At 51.0% G+C, this 20446-nt stretch carries 19 protein-coding genes; 15 read left to right on the top strand and 4 right to left on the bottom strand.

Annotated features, from left to right (window positions below; translation table 11 throughout):
* Positions 1–36: 36 nt before the first annotated feature.
* From yaeH to map, 4 genes are all read right to left on the bottom strand, one after another.
* Entirely contained in the window at positions 37–423 is a 387-nt protein-coding gene (gene yaeH / locus EAS44_RS19770; protein WP_000272188.1) for a DUF3461 family protein, read from the bottom strand.
* 311 nt (positions 424–734) lie between these two features.
* Positions 735–1559 carry a 2,3,4,5-tetrahydropyridine-2,6-dicarboxylate N-succinyltransferase gene (gene dapD, locus EAS44_RS19765; protein WP_001186656.1) on the bottom strand — a complete coding sequence of 275 codons (825 nt, stop codon included), beginning with the start codon at positions 1557–1559 and terminating at the stop codon, positions 735–737.
* 30 nt (positions 1560–1589) lie between these two features.
* Positions 1590–4262 (bottom strand): bifunctional uridylyltransferase/uridylyl-removing protein GlnD, encoded by a 2673-nt coding sequence (gene glnD, locus EAS44_RS19760; RefSeq protein WP_001094597.1) that lies wholly within the window; start codon positions 4260–4262, stop codon positions 1590–1592.
* Positions 4263–4323: 61 nt separating this feature from the next.
* Positions 4324–5118 (bottom strand): type I methionyl aminopeptidase, encoded by a 795-nt coding sequence (gene map / locus EAS44_RS19755; RefSeq protein ID WP_001018194.1) that lies wholly within the window; start codon positions 5116–5118, stop codon positions 4324–4326.
* 367 nt (positions 5119–5485) lie between these two features.
* Here map and rpsB point away from each other — a divergent pair, with 367 nt between their 5' ends.
* The 15 genes from rpsB (at position 5486) to rnhB (ending at position 20436) form a co-directional block, all read left to right on the top strand.
* Positions 5486–6211 carry a 30S ribosomal protein S2 gene (gene rpsB / locus EAS44_RS19750; protein WP_000246882.1) on the top strand — a complete coding sequence of 242 codons (726 nt, stop codon included), beginning with the start codon at positions 5486–5488 and terminating at the stop codon, positions 6209–6211.
* Between the two features lie 134 nt (positions 6212–6345).
* Positions 6346–7197 (top strand): translation elongation factor Ts, encoded by an 852-nt coding sequence (gene tsf, locus EAS44_RS19745; protein WP_000818114.1) that lies wholly within the window; start codon positions 6346–6348, stop codon positions 7195–7197.
* A 146-nt stretch (positions 7198–7343) separates the two neighbouring features.
* On the top strand, positions 7344–8069 hold the full coding sequence (gene pyrH, locus EAS44_RS19740; RefSeq protein ID WP_000224573.1) for a UMP kinase: 726 nt from the start codon (positions 7344–7346) through the stop codon (positions 8067–8069).
* Positions 8070–8218: 149 nt separating this feature from the next.
* On the top strand, positions 8219–8776 hold the full coding sequence (gene frr, locus EAS44_RS19735) for a ribosome recycling factor (RefSeq protein WP_000622418.1): 558 nt from the start codon (positions 8219–8221) through the stop codon (positions 8774–8776).
* 91 nt (positions 8777–8867) lie between these two features.
* Positions 8868–10064, top strand: a complete 1197-nt coding sequence (gene ispC, locus EAS44_RS19730) for a 1-deoxy-D-xylulose-5-phosphate reductoisomerase (protein ID WP_000811911.1) — start codon at positions 8868–8870, stop codon at positions 10062–10064.
* A 188-nt stretch (positions 10065–10252) separates the two neighbouring features.
* Positions 10253–11011 carry a (2E,6E)-farnesyl-diphosphate-specific ditrans,polycis-undecaprenyl-diphosphate synthase gene (gene ispU, locus EAS44_RS19725; protein WP_001295562.1) on the top strand — a complete coding sequence of 253 codons (759 nt, stop codon included), beginning with the start codon at positions 10253–10255 and terminating at the stop codon, positions 11009–11011.
* Positions 11012–11023: 12 nt separating this feature from the next.
* Positions 11024–11881, top strand: a complete 858-nt coding sequence (gene cdsA / locus EAS44_RS19720) for a phosphatidate cytidylyltransferase (protein WP_000922441.1) — start codon at positions 11024–11026, stop codon at positions 11879–11881.
* Positions 11882–11892: 11 nt separating this feature from the next.
* Positions 11893–13245 (top strand): sigma E protease regulator RseP, encoded by a 1353-nt coding sequence (gene rseP / locus EAS44_RS19715; protein WP_001298422.1) that lies wholly within the window; start codon positions 11893–11895, stop codon positions 13243–13245.
* Positions 13246–13274: 29 nt separating this feature from the next.
* Complete coding sequence (bamA, locus tag EAS44_RS19710) at positions 13275–15707, top strand: outer membrane protein assembly factor BamA (RefSeq protein WP_001240896.1); 2433 nt, start codon at positions 13275–13277, stop codon at positions 15705–15707.
* A gap of 121 nt (positions 15708–15828) precedes the next feature.
* Positions 15829–16314 (top strand): molecular chaperone Skp, encoded by a 486-nt coding sequence (gene skp, locus EAS44_RS19705; RefSeq protein ID WP_000758956.1) that lies wholly within the window; start codon positions 15829–15831, stop codon positions 16312–16314.
* 3 nt (positions 16315–16317) lie between these two features.
* Positions 16318–17343 carry a UDP-3-O-(3-hydroxymyristoyl)glucosamine N-acyltransferase gene (gene lpxD / locus EAS44_RS19700; protein ID WP_001139272.1) on the top strand — a complete coding sequence of 342 codons (1026 nt, stop codon included), beginning with the start codon at positions 16318–16320 and terminating at the stop codon, positions 17341–17343.
* A 104-nt stretch (positions 17344–17447) separates the two neighbouring features.
* On the top strand, positions 17448–17903 hold the full coding sequence (gene fabZ, locus EAS44_RS19695; RefSeq protein WP_000210739.1) for a 3-hydroxyacyl-ACP dehydratase FabZ: 456 nt from the start codon (positions 17448–17450) through the stop codon (positions 17901–17903).
* A gap of 3 nt (positions 17904–17906) precedes the next feature.
* A complete protein-coding gene (gene lpxA / locus EAS44_RS19690; protein ID WP_000565966.1) occupies positions 17907–18695 on the top strand; it encodes an acyl-ACP--UDP-N-acetylglucosamine O-acyltransferase in 789 nt (262 codons plus the stop codon).
* Positions 18695–19843: a lipid-A-disaccharide synthase gene (lpxB, locus tag EAS44_RS19685; RefSeq protein WP_000139678.1), complete on the top strand. Its 1149-nt coding sequence runs from the start codon at positions 18695–18697 to the stop codon at positions 19841–19843. Before lpxA ends, lpxB begins: the two co-directional genes overlap by 1 nt.
* The gene (rnhB, locus tag EAS44_RS19680; protein WP_000569434.1) at positions 19840–20436 is read left to right on the top strand and encodes a ribonuclease HII; all 597 of its coding nucleotides are present in this window, start codon (positions 19840–19842) and stop codon (positions 20434–20436) included. The genes lpxB and rnhB overlap by 4 nt, the downstream gene beginning before the upstream one ends.
* Positions 20437–20446: the final 10 nt, after the last annotated feature.

Below are 20446 nucleotides of genomic sequence, written 5' to 3'. Positions count from 1 at the left end.
AGCCGGGTGAGACTTTACCCGGCCCACAGAATGGCATTATTTACGCGTCAGTTTTTCCAGATCGGCTTCAATCTCGCTGATCTTATTGGTTACTACTGACTCCAGGTGACGTAAGTCGTCGAGGATCTTACGCTTAAGATCAACTTCGCTGCGGTCACGCTGGCAGATTTGATCAAGCTCATCAATGATATACCGTAGATTCGGGCTAATTTCCTGGACTTCTTTATAACCCTGACCCACACCATCAGCGACGACCGTTTTACGCTGACGCGGGTATTTAAACTTCACGCTCTTGGCGAAAAACTCGCCTTTGTCTTTCTGGAAATAGATTTTCAGAATATCGTTGTTGGCTTCCTGCCGGAGGCTGTAACGATCAATTTCTTCAGGATTGGTAATACCCAGACTTTTCAGATTGTCGTACATAGTGTTACCTCAAAATGAGTCAGTAAATTGTGCTTATTTTAGCATTTGGCCTGGCCCGCCCGGCTCGACTGTGATCGCAGAAAGCCTTTTTCTTCCAGACTTCTATCATGGCGTAAAAATCAAAAAATTACCTGCTTTATTGTGGTGATATTCCATGGGATGGATTAGCACATTTATCTTCATTTTGCGAATTACATGACAGTCCGAAACAAGATGAAAAAGTATTTAAAAAAAAGGGGGAAAATGAGTAGGACGAATTATTCTGAGCCAGAAAGCAATCGGGCAGCGTCGTGCTGCCCGTGTACATACTTTTAGTCGATGGTACGCAGCAGTTCGTTAATACCAACTTTACCGCGAGTTTTCGCGTCAACTTTCTTAACGATAACTGCACAGTAGAGGCTGTATTTGCCATCTTTCGACGGCAGATTACCTGAAACAACCACAGACCCCGCCGGAACGCGACCGTAGTGGATTTCGCCGGTTTCACGGTCATAAATACGGGTGCTCTGACCAATGTATACGCCCATAGAGATGACGGAACCTTCTTCGACAATCACCCCTTCAACCACTTCAGAGCGTGCGCCGATGAAGCAGTTATCTTCAATAATGGTCGGGTTAGCCTGCAGCGGCTCCAGCACGCCGCCGATACCCACGCCACCGGAAAGGTGGACGTTTTTACCAATCTGCGCACAGGAACCGACGGTCGCCCAGGTATCAACCATGGTGCCTTCATCAACATATGCGCCGATGTTGACGTAAGACGGCATCAGCACGGTGTTACGGGCAATGAACGCGCCCTGACGCACTGCCGCTGGTGGCACGACGCGGAAGCCTTCTTTCTGGAAACGTGCTTCATCGTAGTTAGCGAATTTCATCGGCACTTTGTCGAAGTAGCGGCTTTCTGCCCCTTCGATCACCTGATTATCATTAATACGGAAAGAGAGCAGCACCGCTTTTTTCAACCACTGATGCGTCACCCACTGACCGTCAATTTTTTCCGCTACACGCAGTGCGCCGGAATCCAGCAGGGCGATCACCTGATTTACCGCTTCGCGGGTAACGGTGTCTGCATTGGCTGGCGTGATCTCGGCACGGCGTTCAAAAGCGGTTTCAATAATGTTCTGTAACTGCTGCATTGTTAAACTCTTTTCATATCAGTAAACACATCACCCTTTATCGTTTGGATTGAGGGCCTCTGTCAACCGCTGATGCACTTCCTGCTGCAACTCGTTATTAAGCGCACGCCGGTCAGCGGTGGCAATTATGAATAAATCTTCTACTCGCTCGCCAATGGTTGTAATTCGGGCGCCATGAAGCGAAATTCCCAGATCGGCAAAAATTTTCCCGACTCGCGCCAGCAGTCCAGGTTGGTCGAGGGCGATCAGTTCGAGGAACGATTTGCGGTCGGTATGGGTCGGCAAAAACGTCACTTCGGTTTCAACAGTAAAATGGCGCAATTTGGCGGGTTGGCGACGGGGCTGCGGTGGCTGCCAGCTACTTTGTGTCAGTACTTGCTCCAGACCAAACCGAATAACCTCATGACGATCTGCGGATAGCGGGCTACCATCGGGTTCCAGCACTATAAAGGTATCCATCGCCATACCGTCGCGAGTGGTGAAAATTTGTGCGTCGTGAACACTTAAATTGCGGCGGTCTAATTCGGCACAGACGGCGGCAAACAGATAGGGGCGGTCCGGGCTCCAGATAAAAATCTCGGTGCCTCCACGCGTAGCCTGCGGGCTAAGCAGTACCAGCGGTTTGCTTAAATCATGCTGTAATAAATGGCGTGCGTGCCAGGCCAGTTGATTTGGGCTATGGCGGACAAAATAGTTAGCGCGACAGCGTGACCAAATTTGGTGCAGCGCCTCTTCGTCGATGTTATCCATGCGCAGTAGTGCCAGCGCCTGGAGTTGGTGATGGCGAACCCGTTCGCGCATATCCGGCGTGTTTTGCATTCCGCGTCGTAGCTGCTTTTCGGTGGCAAAATAGAGTTCGCGCAACAGACTTTGCTTCCAGCTATTCCACAGTGTTTCGTTGGTGGCGCAAATGTCAGCCACTGTCAGGCATACCAGATAGCGCAGACGATTTTCCGTTTGAACTTCTTCGGCAAATTGCTTGATGACTTCCGGGTCCTGAATATCGCGGCGCTGAGCGGTCACCGACATCAGCAAGTGCTGGCGAACCAGCCATGCGACCAGCTGTGTTTCGCGTGAGTTCAGCCCGTGGAGTTCGGCAAAATGCACTACATCCTGAGCACCGAGAATGGAGTGGTCGCCGCCGCGTCCTTTGGCGATATCGTGAAACAGCGCGGCGATGAAAATCAGCTCAGTTGACGGCAGGCGCGGCCAGACGTCCACACACAACGGATGGCGCTGGCGCGTTTCTTCACTGGCAAAACTCTCCAGTTTCAGCATCACGCGGATAGTATGTTCATCCACCGTGTAGGCATGGAACAGGTCAAACTGCATCTGCCCGACGATATGCGACCATTGCGGCATATACGCGCCGAGCACGCTATGGCGATGCATTGGCAATAGCCCGCGCCGCACCGCTCCGGGGTGACGCAGAATGCTCAAAAACAGTTTTCGCGCTTCCGGAATATTACACAGAGGTTGTTGCAGATGGCGACGGGCGTGGCGTAACTGGCGTAGCGTGGTGGAGTAAATGCCGGTGATCGCACTGTTGCGCACCATGGTGTAGAACATACGCAAGATGGCTTCCGGCTGGCGCATAAATAGTGTTTCATCACGCAGGTCGATCAGCGTTCCGCGTAGCTGAAACTCATCGTCGATTGGACGTGGTTTTTCGTCGGCGGGAAGGGCGAGGATGGCTTCATCGAACAGTTGCAGCAGCATCTGGTTGAGTTCACTGACGCGGCGTGTAACGCGGAAGTAATCCTTCATCATCCGCTCGACCGGTTCGTTACCTTCACCACTGTAATTCAAACGCTGGGCGACGCTAAGCTGGCGATCGAATAACAGGCGATTATCGTAACGACTGACGACCAGATGCAGGGCAAAGCGAATGCGCCACAATATATGCAGGCATTCGTTTAATTCCGCTCTCTCCGCAGAGGTTAAGAAGCCAAACCCTACCATTTCATCCAGCGATGTTGCTCCAAAATGACGGCGGGCCACCCATTGCAGAGTGTGGATATCGCGCAAGCCGCCGGGGCTACTTTTGATGTCTGGTTCAAGGTTGTAGCTGGTGCCGTGGTAACGCTGATGGCGCTGGTTCTGTTCTTCAACTTTCGCCGCGTAGAACTTGTCGGAAGGCCAGAATCCTTCGCTAAAAATATGTTTTTGCAGTTCGAGGAACAGCGCAACATCGCCAATTAATAAGCGGGATTCGATTAAATTGGTGGCGACGGTTAAATCCGATAACCCTTCCAGCATGCACTCTTCAAGCGTGCGCACGCTATGACCTACTTCCAGCTTTACATCCCAGAGCAGTGTTAACAGCTCGCCCACTTTTTGCGCCTGATCGTCCGGGAGCTTTTTACGGCTTAAAATCAGTAAATCGATGTCAGAAAGTGGATGCAGCTCGCCACGACCGTAGCCACCGACGGCGACCAATGCCAGGTCGGCAATCTGGCTGAATCCCGCTTCAATCCATAATCGTTGAAGAAGCTGGTCGATAAACTCGGTACGCGCCTCAATCAACTGTTCTGCGGAGATACCATTGTCAAAGGCATCACCCAGCCAACGCTGGAAAGTATCGATATGGGCTTTTATCCCACCGACGGTTAATTCATCACGGGGCCAGGCGCATGGATTTTGCGGTTGACCGGACAGGGTGGGGAGAGCGGTGTTTGCGTACTGTTCTGGAAGGGTATTCATTGTGCGCCACCCATAAGATTAAATTATTGCATTAAAAAAGCCGGCATTCGCCGGCTTCATTTTATTCGTCGTGCGAGATTATCGCCGGGATGGTGTCATCCTTGCGTAGCGTCAGAATTTCGCAGCCGTTATCAGTCACCACAATAGTATGCTCATATTGTGCAGACAAGCTGCGATCTTTGGTTTTTACCGTCCAGCCATCTTTCATGGTGCGGATCTCTTTTTTACCCGCGTTGACCATTGGCTCGATGGTGAACGTCATCCCCGGTTTCAGCACGACGTTGGTTTCACGGGAGTCATAGTGCAGCACCTGCGGTTCTTCGTGGAAGCCGCGACCAATACCGTGTCCACAATATTCACGAACGACGGAGAAGCCTTCTGCTTCGACAAATTTCTGAATTGCCGCACCGATTTCGCGCAGATTAATGCCAGGTTTTACCATGCGTAGCGCCAGGTACAGGCTTTCTTGCGTGATGCGGCACAGACGTTCGCCCATGATGGTCGGCTTACCGACGATAAACATTTTCGAGGTATCGCCGTGGAAACCATCTTTGATTACGGTGACATCAATGTTAACGATATCGCCATCTTTCAGCAGCTTGGCGTCGTCCGGGATACCGTGGCACACCACTTCATTAATAGAGATGCAAACGGATTTCGGATAGCCGTGATAGCCGAGGCAGGCAGAAACCGCGTGTTGTTCATTAACAATGTAATCATTACAGATGCGATCCAGCTCGCCGGTGCTGACGCCCGGTTTAACATACGGTTCGATCATCTCCAGCACTTCGGCAGCCAGTCGGCCAGCGACGCGCATTTTTTCGATATCTTCTGGGGTCTTGATTGAGATAGCCATTAATTCTGTCCATCAGCGTCGGTGATACCGACAATATATATGTAAGTGCCGTCAATGGTATCACACCCGGGCAAATTGAGAATCATTCTGAATTTCGCCAAACGTGCCACTGAAGGTTTTCTATAATAGAAAATTCAACGTCTGATGCTGTACACAGCGCCAACAATTATTGGTGTCCACGACGTATTTGTGGTATAAAGCGCGCCGGACTTCCGATCCATTTCGTATACACAGACTGGACGGAAGCGACAATCTCACTTTGTGTAACAACACACACGTATCGGCACATATTCCGGGGTGCCCTTTGGGGTCGGTAATATGGGATACGTGGAGGCATAACCCCAACTTTTATATAGAGGTTTTAATCATGGCAACTGTTTCCATGCGCGACATGCTCAAGGCTGGTGTTCACTTCGGTCACCAGACCCGTTACTGGAACCCGAAAATGAAGCCGTTCATCTTCGGTGCGCGTAACAAAGTTCACATCATCAACCTTGAGAAAACTGTACCGATGTTCAACGAAGCTCTGGCTGAACTGAACAAGATTGCTTCTCGCAAAGGTAAAATCCTTTTCGTTGGTACTAAACGTGCTGCAAGCGAAGCGGTGAAAGACGCTGCTCTGAGCTGCGACCAGTTCTTCGTGAACCATCGCTGGCTGGGCGGTATGCTGACTAACTGGAAAACCGTTCGTCAGTCCATCAAACGTCTGAAAGACCTGGAAACTCAGTCTCAGGACGGTACTTTCGACAAGCTGACCAAGAAAGAAGCGCTGATGCGCACTCGTGAGCTGGAGAAACTGGAAAACAGCCTGGGCGGTATCAAAGACATGGGCGGTCTGCCGGACGCTCTGTTTGTAATCGATGCTGACCACGAACACATTGCTATCAAAGAGGCAAACAACCTGGGTATTCCGGTATTTGCTATCGTTGATACCAACTCTGATCCGGACGGTGTTGACTTCGTTATCCCGGGTAACGACGACGCAATCCGTGCTGTGACCCTGTACCTGGGCGCTGTTGCTGCAACCGTACGTGAAGGCCGTTCTCAGGATCTGGCTTCCCAGGCGGAAGAAAGCTTCGTAGAAGCTGAGTAATAAGGCACGCTCGTACGAGCCCTTATAGACCAGGTAGTACACGTTTGGTTAGGGGGCCTGCATATGGCCCCCTTTTTCACTTTTATATCTGTGCGGTTTAATGCCGGGCAGATCACATCTCCGAGGATTTTAGAATGGCTGAAATTACCGCATCCCTGGTAAAAGAGCTGCGTGAGCGTACTGGCGCAGGCATGATGGATTGCAAAAAAGCACTGACTGAAGCTAACGGCGACATCGAGCTGGCAATCGAAAACATGCGTAAGTCCGGTGCTATTAAAGCAGCGAAAAAAGCAGGCAACGTTGCTGCTGACGGCGTGATCAAAACCAAAATCGACGGCAACTACGGCATCATTCTGGAAGTTAACTGCCAGACTGACTTCGTTGCAAAAGACGCTGGTTTCCAGGCGTTCGCAGACAAAGTTCTGGACGCAGCTGTTGCTGGCAAAATCACTGACGTTGAAGTACTGAAAGCACAGTTCGAAGAAGAACGTGTTGCGCTGGTAGCGAAAATTGGTGAAAACATCAACATTCGCCGCGTTGCTGCGCTGGAAGGCGACGTTCTGGGTTCTTATCAGCACGGTGCGCGTATCGGTGTTCTGGTTGCTGCTAAAGGCGCTGACGAAGAGCTGGTTAAACACATCGCTATGCACGTTGCTGCAAGCAAGCCAGAATTCATCAAACCAGAAGACGTATCCGCTGAAGTGGTAGAAAAAGAATACCAGGTACAGCTGGATATCGCGATGCAGTCTGGTAAGCCGAAAGAAATCGCAGAGAAAATGGTTGAAGGCCGCATGAAGAAATTCACCGGCGAAGTTTCTCTGACCGGTCAGCCGTTCGTTATGGAACCAAGCAAAACTGTTGGTCAGCTGCTGAAAGAGCATAACGCTGAAGTGACTGGCTTCATCCGCTTCGAAGTGGGTGAAGGCATCGAGAAAGTTGAGACTGACTTTGCAGCAGAAGTTGCTGCGATGTCCAAGCAGTCTTAATTATCGAAAAGGAGCCGCCTGAGGGCGGCTTCTTTTTGTGCCCATCTTGTAAATTCAGCTAACCCTTGTGGGGCTGCGCTGAAAAGCGACGTACAATGTCGCTAGTATTAATTCATTTCAATCGTTGACAGTCTCAGGAAAGAAACATGGCTACCAATGCAAAACCCGTCTATAAACGCATTCTGCTTAAGTTGAGTGGCGAAGCTCTGCAGGGCACTGAAGGCTTCGGTATTGATGCAAGCATACTGGATCGCATGGCTCAGGAAATCAAAGAACTGGTTGAACTGGGTATTCAGGTTGGTGTGGTGATTGGTGGGGGTAACCTGTTCCGTGGCGCTGGTCTGGCGAAAGCGGGTATGAACCGCGTTGTGGGCGACCACATGGGGATGCTGGCGACCGTAATGAACGGCCTGGCAATGCGTGATGCACTGCACCGCGCCTATGTGAACGCTCGTCTGATGTCCGCTATTCCATTGAATGGCGTGTGCGACAGCTACAGCTGGGCAGAAGCTATCAGCCTGTTGCGCAACAACCGTGTGGTGATCCTCTCCGCCGGTACAGGTAACCCGTTCTTTACCACCGACTCAGCAGCTTGCCTGCGTGGTATCGAAATTGAAGCCGATGTGGTGCTGAAAGCAACCAAAGTTGACGGCGTGTTTACTGCTGATCCGGCGAAAGATCCAACCGCAACCATGTACGAGCAACTGACTTACAGCGAAGTGCTGGAAAAAGAGCTGAAAGTCATGGACCTGGCGGCCTTCACGCTTGCTCGTGACCATAAATTACCGATTCGTGTTTTCAACATGAACAAACCGGGTGCGCTGCGCCGTGTGGTAATGGGTGAAAAAGAAGGGACTTTAATCACGGAATAATTCCCGTGATGGATAAATAAGGGTAAGATTCCGCGTAAGTATCGCGGGGGATCTTACCCGTAATATGTTTAATCAGGGCTATACTTAGCACACTTCCACTGTGTGTGACTGTCTGGTCTGACTGAGACAAGTTTTCAAGGATTCGTAACGTGATTAGCGATATCAGAAAAGATGCTGAAGTACGCATGGATAAATGCGTAGAAGCGTTCAAAACCCAAATCAGCAAAATACGCACGGGTCGTGCTTCTCCCAGCCTGCTGGATGGCATTGTCGTGGAATATTACGGCACGCCGACGCCGCTGCGTCAGCTGGCAAGCGTAACGGTAGAAGATTCCCGTACTCTGAAAATCAACGTGTTTGATCGTTCAATGTCTCCGGCCGTTGAAAAAGCGATTATGGCGTCCGATCTTGGCCTGAACCCGAACTCTGCGGGTAGCGACATCCGTGTTCCGCTGCCGCCGCTGACGGAAGAACGTCGTAAAGATCTGACCAAAATCGTTCGTGGTGAAGCAGAACAAGCGCGTGTTGCAGTACGTAATGTGCGTCGTGACGCGAACGACAAAGTGAAAGCACTGTTGAAAGATAAAGAGATCAGCGAAGACGACGATCGCCGTTCTCAGGACGATGTACAGAAACTGACTGATGCTGCAATCAAGAAAATTGAAGCGGCGCTGGCAGACAAAGAAGCAGAACTGATGCAGTTCTGATTTCTTGAACGACAAAAACGCCGCTCAGTAGATCCTTGCGGATCGGCTGGCGGCGTTTTGCTTTTTATTCTGTCTCAACTCTGGATGTTTCATGAAGCAACTCACCATTCTGGGCTCGACCGGCTCGATTGGTTGCAGCACGCTGGACGTGGTGCGCCATAATCCCGAACACTTCCGCGTAGTTGCGCTGGTGGCAGGCAAAAATGTCGCTCGCATGGTAGAACAGTGCCTGGAATTCTCTCCCCGCTATGCTGTAATGGACGATGAAGCGAGTGCGAAACTTCTTAAAACGATGCTACAGCAACAGGGTAGCCGCACCGAAGTCTTAAGTGGGCAACAAGCCGCTTGCGATATGGCAGCGCTTGAGGATGTTGATCAGGTGATGGCAGCCATTGTTGGCGCTGCTGGGCTGTTACCTACGCTTGCTGCGATCCGCGCGGGTAAAACCATTTTGCTGGCCAATAAAGAATCACTGGTTACCTGCGGACGTCTGTTTATGGACGCCGTAAAGCAGAGCAAAGCGCAATTGTTACCGGTCGATAGCGAACATAACGCCATTTTTCAGAGTTTACCGCAACCTATCCAGCATAATCTGGGATACGCTGACCTTGAGCAAAATGGCGTGGTGTCCATTTTACTTACCGGGTCTGGTGGCCCTTTCCGTGAGACGCCATTGCGCGATTTGGCAACAATGACGCCCGATCAAGCCTGCCGTCATCCGAACTGGTCGATGGGACGTAAAATTTCTGTCGATTCGGCTACCATGATGAACAAAGGTCTGGAATACATTGAAGCGCGTTGGCTGTTTAACGCCAGCGCCAGCCAGATGGAAGTGCTGATTCACCCGCAGTCAGTGATTCACTCAATGGTGCGCTATCAGGACGGCAGTGTTCTGGCGCAGCTGGGGGAACCGGATATGCGTACGCCAATTGCCCACACCATGGCATGGCCGAATCGCGTGAACTCTGGCGTGAAGCCGCTCGATTTTTGCAAACTAAGTGCGTTGACATTTGCCGCACCGGATTATGATCGTTATCCATGCCTGAAACTGGCGATGGAGGCGTTCGAACAAGGCCAGGCAGCGACGACAGCATTGAATGCCGCAAACGAAATCACCGTGGCTGCTTTTCTTGCGCAACAAATCCGCTTTACGGATATCGCCGCGTTGAATTTATCCGTACTGGAAAAAATGGATATGCGCGAACCACAATGTGTGGATGATGTGTTATCTGTTGATGCGAACGCGCGTGAAGTCGCCAGAAAAGAGGTGATGCGTCTCGCAAGCTGAGGATAATCCGGCTACAGAGAGTCGCGCTATTTGTTAGCGTAGGGCTTCAGTGATATAGTCTGCGCCATCTGATCGTAAGTAGTTGGCTTTATAAGGTCAGGTATGCCGTGGTTTTACACGGCTTTTTTTTGTATAGGCTTCAGTATTCCTGAGTACCGTAAACCCTGTCAGGGAATAAGAAACGCGTGATGTTGTCTGCTACTCAACCACTTAGCGAAAAATTGCCAGCGCATGGCTGTCGTCATGTTGCGATCATTATGGACGGCAATGGTCGCTGGGCAAAAAAGCAAGGGAAGATTCGTGCCTTTGGGCATAAAGCCGGGGCAAAATCCGTCCGCCGGGCTGTCTCTTTTGCGGCCAACAACGGTATTGAGGCGTTAACGCTGTATGCCTTTAGTAGTGAAAACTGGAACCGACCAGCGCAGGAAGTCAGTGCGTTAATGGAACTGTTTGTGTGGGCGCTAGATAGCGAAGTAAAAAGTCTGCACCGACATAACGTGCGTCTGCGTATTATTGGCGATACCAGTCGCTTTAACTCGCGTTTGCAAGAACGTATTCGTAAATCTGAAGCGCTAACAGCCGGGAATACCGGTCTGACGCTGAATATTGCGGCGAACTACGGTGGACGTTGGGATATAGTCCAGGGAGTCAGGCAACTGGCTGAAAAGGTGCAGCAAGGAAACCTGCAACCAGATCAGATAGATGAAGAGATGCTAAACCAGCATGTCTGTATGCATGAACTGGCCCCTGTAGATTTAGTAATTAGGACTGGGGGGGAGCATCGCATTAGTAACTTTTTGCTTTGGCAAATTGCCTATGCCGAACTTTACTTTACAGATGTTCTCTGGCCCGATTTCGATGAACAAGACTTTGAAGGGGCGTTAAATGCCTTTGCTAATCGAGAGCGTCGTTTCGGCGGCACCGAGCCCGGTGATGAAACAGCCTGATGGGGGTCGCTTTTGCTGAAGTATCGCCTGATATCTGCTTTTGTGTTAATACCCGTCGTCATCGCGGCGTTGTTTCTGTTGCCGCCGGTGGGGTTCGCCATTGTAACGCTGGTGGTCTGTATGCTGGCAGCGTGGGAATGGGGACAGCTTAGCGGTTTTACCACTCGTTCGCAGCGAGTATGGTTGGCGGTGTTATGCGGGTTATTGTTGGCGCTGATGCTTTTTCTGTTGCCGGAATATCACCGAAATATTCATCAACCGCTGGTTGAAATCTCACTTTGGGCTTCGCTGGGTTGGTGGATTGTCGCGCTATTGCTGGTGCTGTTTTACCCAGGTTCCGCAGCAATCTGGCGTAACTCTAAAACATTGCGCATTATTTTTGGCGTGCTAACCATTGTTCCCTTCTTCTGGGGCATGCTGGCGTTACGGGCCTGGCACTACGACGAGAATCATTACAGTGGCGCAATATGGCTGCTCTATGTCATGATCCTGGTATGGGGCGCTGACTCTGGCGCATATATGTTTGGCAAATTGTTTGGTAAACATAAACTAGCACCGAAGGTTTCTCCGGGTAAAACCTGGCAAGGCTTTATCGGTGGACTAGTGACCGCAGCGGTAATCTCATGGGGTTATGGCATGTGGGTGAATCTCGACGTCGCTCCCGTCACCTTACTCATTTGCTCTATTGTCGCAGCGTTAGCCTCAGTGCTCGGCGATCTGACCGAAAGTATGTTTAAGCGTGAAGCAGGAATTAAGGACAGCGGTCATTTAATTCCAGGACACGGTGGTATTTTAGATCGTATTGATAGCCTGACGGCTGCGGTACCGGTCTTTGCTTGCTTGTTGTTACTGGTATTCAGGACGCTTTAACGGAAGGTAATATGCTGAGTTTTCTCTGGGATTTGGCTTCGTTCATCGTTGCACTGGGTGTACTTATCACCGTGCATGAATTTGGTCATTTCTGGGTTGCCCGGCGTTGTGGTGTTCGCGTTGAGCGTTTCTCAATAGGGTTTGGTAAGGCGCTCTGGCGGCGAACTGATAAGCTCGGCACCGAATATGTTATCGCCCTGATCCCGTTGGGCGGTTATGTCAAAATGCTGGATGAGCGCGCAGAACCGGTCGTTCCGGAACTCCGCCACCATGCCTTCAATAATAAATCTGTCGGCCAACGAGCGGCGATTATTGCCGCAGGTCCGGTTGCAAACTTCATTTTTGCTATCTTTGCCTACTGGCTGGTTTTTATTATTGGTGTGCCTGGCGTACGTCCGGTGGTTGGTGAAATAGCAGCCAATTCGATAGCTGCGGAAGCACAAATTGCACCAGGTACGGAACTAAAAGCCGTAGATGGTATCGAAACGCCTGATTGGGATGCCGTGCGTTTGCAGTTGGTCGATAAAATTGGCGATGAAAGCACCACCATTACGGTAGCGCCATTTGGCAGCGACCAACGGCGGGATGTAAAGCTCGATTTACGTCACTGGGCGTTTGAGCCTGATAAAGAAGATCCGGTATCTTCGTTGGGGATTCGTCCTCGTGGGCCGCAAATTGAACCTGTACTGGAAAATGTGCAGCCAAACTCGGCGGCAAGCAAGGCAGGTTTGCAAGCAGGCGACAGGATCGTTAAAGTCGATGGTCAGCCCTTAACGCAGTGGGTGACCTTTGTGATGCTTGTCCGGGATAACCCGGGTAAATCCTTAGCGTTAGAAATCGAAAGGCAGGGGAGTCCCTTGTCTTTGACATTAATCCCGGAGAGTAAACCGGGTAAGGGTAAAGCGATTGGTTTTGTCGGTATTGAGCCGAAAGTCATTCCTTTGCCAGATGAGTATAAAGTTGTACGCCAGTATGGGCCGTTCAACGCTATCGTCGAAGCCACGGACAAAACGTGGCAGTTGATGAAGCTGACGGTCAGTATGCTGGGAAAATTGATCACCGGTGATGTGAAACTGAACAACCTCAGTGGGCCGATCTCTATCGCCAAGGGGGCTGGGATGACAGCGGAACTCGGGGTAGTTTATTACCTGCCGTTTCTTGCGCTTATTAGCGTGAACTTAGGGATAATTAACCTGTTTCCGTTGCCCGTACTTGACGGGGGGCATCTGCTGTTCCTTGCGATCGAAAAGATCAAGGGCGGACCGGTATCCGAGCGGGTTCAAGACTTTTGTTATCGCATTGGCTCGATTCTGCTGGTGCTGTTAATGGGGCTTGCACTTTTCAATGATTTCTCTCGGTTATGAGAGTTAGTTAGGAAGAACGCATAATAACGATGGCGATGAAAAAGTTGCTCATAGCGTCGCTGCTGTTTAGCAGCGCCACCGTATACGGTGCTGAAGGGTTCGTAGTGAAAGATATTCATTTCGAAGGCCTTCAGCGTGTCGCCGTTGGTGCGGCCCTCCTCAGTATGCCGGTGCGCACAGGCGACACGGTTAATGATGAAGATATCAGTAATACCATTCGCGCTCTGTTTGCTACCGGCAACTTTGAGGATGTTCGCGTCCTTCGTGATGGTGATACCCTTCTGGTTCAGGTAAAAGAACGTCCGACCATTGCCAGCATTACTTTCTCCGGTAACAAATCGGTGAAAGATGACATGCTGAAGCAAAACCTCGAGGCTTCTGGTGTGCGTGTGGGCGAATCCCTCGATCGCACCACCATTGCCGATATCGAGAAAGGTCTGGAAGACTTCTACTACAGCGTCGGTAAATATAGCGCCAGCGTTAAAGCTGTCGTGACCCCGCTGCCGCGCAACCGTGTTGACCTAAAACTGGTGTTCCAGGAAGGTGTGTCAGCTGAAATCCAGCAAATTAACATTGTTGGTAACCATGCTTTCACCACCGATGAACTGATCTCTCATTTCCAACTGCGTGACGAAGTGCCGTGGTGGAACGTGGTAGGCGATCGTAAATACCAGAAACAGAAACTGGCGGGCGACCTTGAAACCCTGCGCAGTTACTATCTGGATCGCGGTTATGCCCGTTTCAACATCGATTCTACCCAGGTCAGTCTGACGCCAGATAAAAAAGGTATTTACGTCACGGTGAACATCACCGAAGGCGATCAGTACAAGCTTTCTGGCGTTGAAGTTAGCGGCAATCTTGCCGGGCACTCCGCTGAAATTGAGCAACTGACTAAGATCGAGCCGGGCGAGCTGTATAACGGCACCAAAGTGACCAAAATGGAAGATGACATTAAAAAGCTTCTTGGTCGCTATGGTTATGCCTATCCGCGCGTACAGTCGATGCCTGAAATTAACGATGCCGACAAAACCGTTAAATTACGCGTGAACGTTGATGCGGGTAACCGTTTCTATGTGCGTAAGATCCGTTTTGAAGGTAACGATACCTCGAAAGATGCCGTCCTGCGTCGCGAAATGCGTCAGATGGAAGGTGCATGGCTGGGGAGCGATCTGGTCGATCAGGGTAAGGAGCGTCTGAACCGTCTGGGCTTCTTTGAAACTGTCGATACCGATACCCAACGTGTTCCGGGGAGCCCGGATCAGGTTGATGTAGTTTACAAGGTGAAAGAACGTAACACTGGTAGCTTCAACTTCGGGATTGGTTACGGTACTGAAAGTGGCGTGAGCTTCCAGGCTGGCGTGCAACAGGATAACTGGTTAGGTACAGGTTATGCTGTTGGTATCAACGGGACCAAAAACGATTACCAGACCTATGCTGAACTGTCGGTAACCAACCCGTACTTCACCGTAGATGGTGTAAGCCTCGGTGGTCGTCTCTTCTATAATGACTTCCAGGCAGATGACGCCGACCTGTCCGACTATACCAACAAGAGTTATGGTACAGACGTGACGTTGGGCTTCCCGATCAACGAATATAACTCGCTGCGTGCAGGTCTGGGTTATGTACATAACTCCCTGTCCAACATGCAGCCTCAGGTTGCGATGTGGCGTTATCTGTACTCTATGGGTGAACATCCGAGCACCTCTGATCAGGATAACAGCTTCAAAACGGACGACTTCACGTTCAACTATGGTTGGACCTATAACAAGCTTGACCGTGGTTACTTCCCGACAGATGGTTCACGTGTCAACCTGACCGGTAAAGTGACCATTCCGGGATCGGATAACGAATACTACAAAGTGACGTTAGACACGGCGACTTATGTGCCGATTGATGACGATCACAAATGGGTTGTTCTGGGTCGTACCCGCTGGGGTTATGGTGATGGTTTAGGCGGCAAAGAGATGCCGTTCTATGAGAACTTCTATGCCGGTGGTTCCAGCACCGTGCGTGGCTTCCAGTCCAATACCATTGGTCCGAAAGCAGTTTACTTCCCGCATCAGGCCAGTAATTATGATCCGGACTATGATTACGAATGTGCGACTCAGGACGGCGCGAAAGATCTGTGTAAATCGGATGATGCTGTAGGCGGTAACGCCATGGCGGTTGCCAGCCTCGAGTTCATCACCCCGACGCCGTTTATTAGCGATAAGTATGCTAACTCGGTTCGTACTTCCTTCTTCTGGGATATGGGTACCGTTTGGGATACAAACTGGGATTCCAGCCAATATTCTGGATATCCGGACTATAGTGATCCAAGCAATATCCGTATGTCTGCGGGTATCGCATTACAATGGATGTCCCCATTGGGGCCGTTGGTGTTCTCCTACGCCCAGCCGTTCAAAAAGTACGATGGAGACAAGGCAGAACAGTTCCAGTTTAACATCGGTAAAACCTGGTAAGTGTTCTCCACAAAGGAATGTAGTGGTAGTGTAGCGATGACTTTAGGCGATCAATATAAGATCGCCGGGCCACGCAAAGAACTGCACCCTCCGGTGCAAATGGGATGGTAAGGAGTTTATTGTGAAAAAGTGGTTATTAGCTGCAGGTCTCGGTTTAGCACTGGCAACTTCTGCTCAGGCGGCTGACAAAATTGCAATCGTCAATATGGGCAGCCTGTTCCAGCAGGTAGCGCAGAAAACCGGTGTTTCTAACACGCTGGAAAACGAGTTCAAAGGCCGTGCCAGCGAACTGCAGCGTATGGAAACCGATCTGCAGGCTAAAATGAAAAAGCTGCAGTCCATGAAAGCGGGCAGCGATCGCACTAAGCTGGAAAAAGACGTGATGGCTCAGCGCCAGACTTTTGCTCAGAAAGCGCAGGCTTTTGAGCAGGATCGCGCACGTCGTTCCAACGAAGAACGCGGCAAACTGGTTACTCGTATCCAGACTGCTGTGAAATCCGTTGCCAACAGCCAGGATATCGATCTGGTTGTTGATGCAAATGCCGTTGCTTACAACAGCAGCGATGTAAAAGACATCACTGCCGACGTACTGAAACAGGTTAAATAAGTAATGCCTTCAATTCGACTGGCTGATTTAGCGCAGCAGTTGGATGCAGAACTACACGGTGATGGCGATATCGTCATCACCGGCGTTGCGTCCATGCAATCTGCACAAACAGGTCACATTACGTTCATGGTTAACCCCAAATACCGTGAGCATTTAGGCTTGTGCCAGGCGTCCGCGGTTGTCATGACCCAGGACGATCTTCCTTTCGCGAAAAGTGCCGCGCTGGTAGTGAAGAATCCCTACCTGACTTACGCGCGCATGGCGCAAATTTTAGATACCACGCCGAAGCCCGCGCAGAACATTGCACCCAGTGCGGTGATTGACGAGACAGCGAAGCTGGGTAACAACGTATCGATTGGCGCTAACGCGGTGATTGAGTCTGGCGTTGAACTGGGCGATAACGTGATTATCGGTGCCGGTTGCTTCGTAGGTAAAAACAGCAAAATCGGTGCAGGTTCGCGTCTCTGGGCGAACGTAACCATTTACCATGAGATCCAGATCGGTCAGAATTGTCTGATCCAGTCCGGAACAGTGGTAGGCGCAGACGGCTTTGGTTATGCCAACGATCGTGGTAACTGGGTGAAGATCCCACAGATTGGTCGCGTAATTATTGGCGATCGCGTGGAGATCGGTGCCTGCACTACCATTGATCGTGGCGCGCTGGATGACACTGTTATTGGCAATGGTGTGATCATTGATAACCAGTGCCAGATTGCACATAACGTCGTGATTGGCGACAATACGGCAGTTGCCGGTGGCGTCATTATGGCGGGCAGCCTGAAAATTGGTCGTTACTGCATGATCGGCGGAGCCAGCGTAATCAACGGGCATATGGAAATATGCGACAAAGTGACGGTTACGGGCATGGGTATGGTGATGCGTCCCATCACTGAACCAGGCGTCTATTCCTCAGGCATTCCGCTGCAACCCAACAAAGTCTGGCGCAAAACCGCTGCACTGGTGATGAACATTGATGACATGAGCAAGCGTCTGAAATCGCTTGAGCGCAAGGTTAATCAACAAGACTAACGTTCCATCTTTTGTTCGCCAAACTTTACGGCCTGTCTCATTCTTACGATTGCGGCAGGCCGTGTTATTATTGTCGTTTCTTATATTTTGACAGGAAGAGTATCTTGACTACTAACACTCATACTCTGCAGATTGAAGAGATTTTAGAACTTCTGCCGCACCGTTTCCCGTTCTTACTGGTGGATCGCGTGCTGGATTTTGAAGAAGGTCGTTTTCTGCGCGCAGTAAAAAATGTCTCTGTCAATGAGCCATTCTTCCAGGGCCATTTCCCTGGAAAACCGATTTTCCCGGGTGTGCTGATTCTGGAAGCAATGGCACAGGCAACAGGTATTCTGGCGTTTAAAAGCGTAGGAAAACTGGAACCGGGTGAGCTGTACTACTTCGCTGGTATTGACGAAGCGCGCTTCAAGCGCCCGGTCGTGCCTGGCGATCAAATGATCATGGAAGTCACTTTCGAAAAAACGCGCCGCGGCCTGACCCGTTTTAAAGGGGTTGCTCTGGTCGACGGTAAAGTAGTTTGCGAAGCAACGATGATGTGTGCTCGTAGCCGGGAGGCCTGATACGTGATTGATAAATCCGCCTTTGTGCATCCAACCGCCATTGTGGAAGAGGGCGCGTCGATTGGCGCGAACGCTCACATTGGTCCTTTTTGTATCGTTGGACCCCATGTCGAAATTGGTGAGGGTACCGTACTGAAATCTCACGTTGTCGTGAATGGTCATACTAAAATTGGCCGCGATAATGAGATTTATCAGTTCGCCTCCATCGGCGAAGTTAACCAGGATCTGAAATATGCTGGCGAACCGACCCGCGTGGAAATCGGCGATCGTAACCGCATTCGCGAAAGCGTCACCATTCATCGTGGCACAGTCCAGGGCGGTGGATTGACGAAGGTGGGCAGCGACAACTTACTGATGATCAATGCGCACATTGCGCACGATTGTACGGTAGGTAACCGCTGCATCCTCGCCAACAACGCAACGCTGGCGGGTCACGTATCGGTTGACGACTTCGCGATCATCGGCGGCATGACCGCAGTCCATCAGTTCTGCATCATTGGTGCGCATGTGATGGTTGGCGGCTGCTCCGGTGTGGCGCAGGACGTCCCTCCTTATGTCATTGCGCAGGGTAACCACGCAACGCCGTTCGGTGTCAATATCGAAGGGCTGAAGCGCCGCGGATTCAGCCGTGAGGCGATTACCGCTATCCGCAATGCGTATAAGCTGATTTATCGTAGCGGTAAAACGCTCGATGAAGTGAAACCGGAAATTGCTGAACTGGCGGAAACATATCCGGAAGTGAAAGCCTTTACCGATTTCTTTGCACGCTCAACGCGCGGTCTGATTCGTTAATGACTGAACAGCGTCCATTAACGATTGCCCTGGTCGCCGGAGAAACCTCCGGCGATATCCTGGGGGCCGGTTTAATCCGCGCTCTGAAAGAACGTGTGCCCAACGCCCGCTTTGTTGGTGTTGCCGGGCCACGAATGCAGGCTGAAGGCTGCGAAGCCTGGTACGAAATGGAAGAACTGGCAGTGATGGGCATTGTTGAAGTGCTCGGTCGTCTGCGTCGCTTACTACATATTCGTGCCGATCTGACAAAGCGTTTTGGCGAACTGAAGCCAGATGTTTTTGTTGGTATTGATGCGCCTGACTTCAATATTACTCTTGAAGGTAACCTCAAAAAGCAGGGTATCAAAACCATTCATTACGTCAGTCCGTCCGTCTGGGCGTGGCGACAGAAACGCGTTTTCAAAATAGGCAGAGCCACCGATCTGGTGCTCGCATTTCTGCCTTTCGAAAAAGCGTTTTATGACAAATACAACGTACCGTGCCGCTTTATCGGTCATACCATGGCTGATGCCATGCCATTAGATCCAGATAAAAATGGTGCCCGTGATGTGCTGGGGATCCCTTACGATGCCCACTGTCTGGCATTGTTGCCGGGCAGCCGTGGTGCAGAAGTCGAAATGCTTAGTGCCGATTTCCTGAAAACGGCCCAGCTTTTGCGCCAGACATATCCGGATCTCGAAATCGTGGTGCCGCTGGTGAATGCCAAACGCCGCGAGCAGTTTGAACGCATCAAAGCTGCAGTCGCGCCAGACCTGTCGGTTCATTTGCTGGATGGAATGGGCCGTGAGGCGATGGTCGCCAGTGATGCGGCGCTACTGGCGTCGGGTACGGCAGCACTGGAGTGTATGCTGGCTAAATGCCCGATGGTAGTGGGATATCGCATGAAGCCTTTCACCTTCTGGCTGGCGAAGCGACTGGTGAAAACTGATTATGTCTCGCTGCCAAATCTGCTGGCGGGCAGAGAGTTAGTCAAAGAGTTATTGCAGGAAGAGTGTGAGCCGCAAAAATTGGCTGCGGCGCTGTTACCGCTGTTGGCGAACGGGAAAACCAGCCATGCGATGCACGACACCTTCCGCGAGCTGCATCAGCAGATCCGCTGCAATGCCGATGAGCAGGCGGCACAAGCCGTTCTGGAGTTAGCACAATGATCGAATTTGTCTATCCGCACACGCAGCTGGTTGCGGGTGTGGATGAAGTCGGACGCGGGCCGTTAGTTGGCGCGGTCGTCACCGCTGCGGTGATCCTTGACCCGGCGCGCCCAATTGCCGGGCTGAATGATTCCAAAAAGCTGAGCGAAAAACGCCGTCTGGTGCTCTGTGAAGAGATCAAAGAGAAAGCGTTGAGCTGGAGTCTGGGCCGCGCGGAACCTCACGAAATCGACGAACTGAATATTTTACATGCGACCATGCTGGCGATGCAGCGTGCCGTCGCTGGACTGCATATTGCGCCGGAATATGTGTTGATTGATGGTAACCGCTGCCCGAAATTACCGATGCCTTCGATGGCTGTGGTGAAAGGCGATAGCCGCGTACCGGAAATCAGTGCCGCGTCTATCCTGGCGAAAGTGACGCGTGACGCCGAAATGGCAGCGCTGGATATTGTTTTCCCGCAATATGGTTTTGCCCAACACAAAGGGTATCCAACCGCTTTTCATCTGGAAAAACTGGCTGAACACGGCGCGACCGAACACCATCGGCGCAGCTTTGGGCCTGTCAAACGCGCACTGGGACTTGCGTCCTGATTCTTGTGTC

It is taken from the genome of Escherichia coli DSM 30083 = JCM 1649 = ATCC 11775 (assembly GCF_003697165.2).
GTDB lineage: Bacteria > Pseudomonadota > Gammaproteobacteria > Enterobacterales > Enterobacteriaceae > Escherichia > Escherichia coli.
Note: the sequence above shows the minus strand (reverse complement) of the source record. Positions and strands in the feature narration are given on the sequence as shown.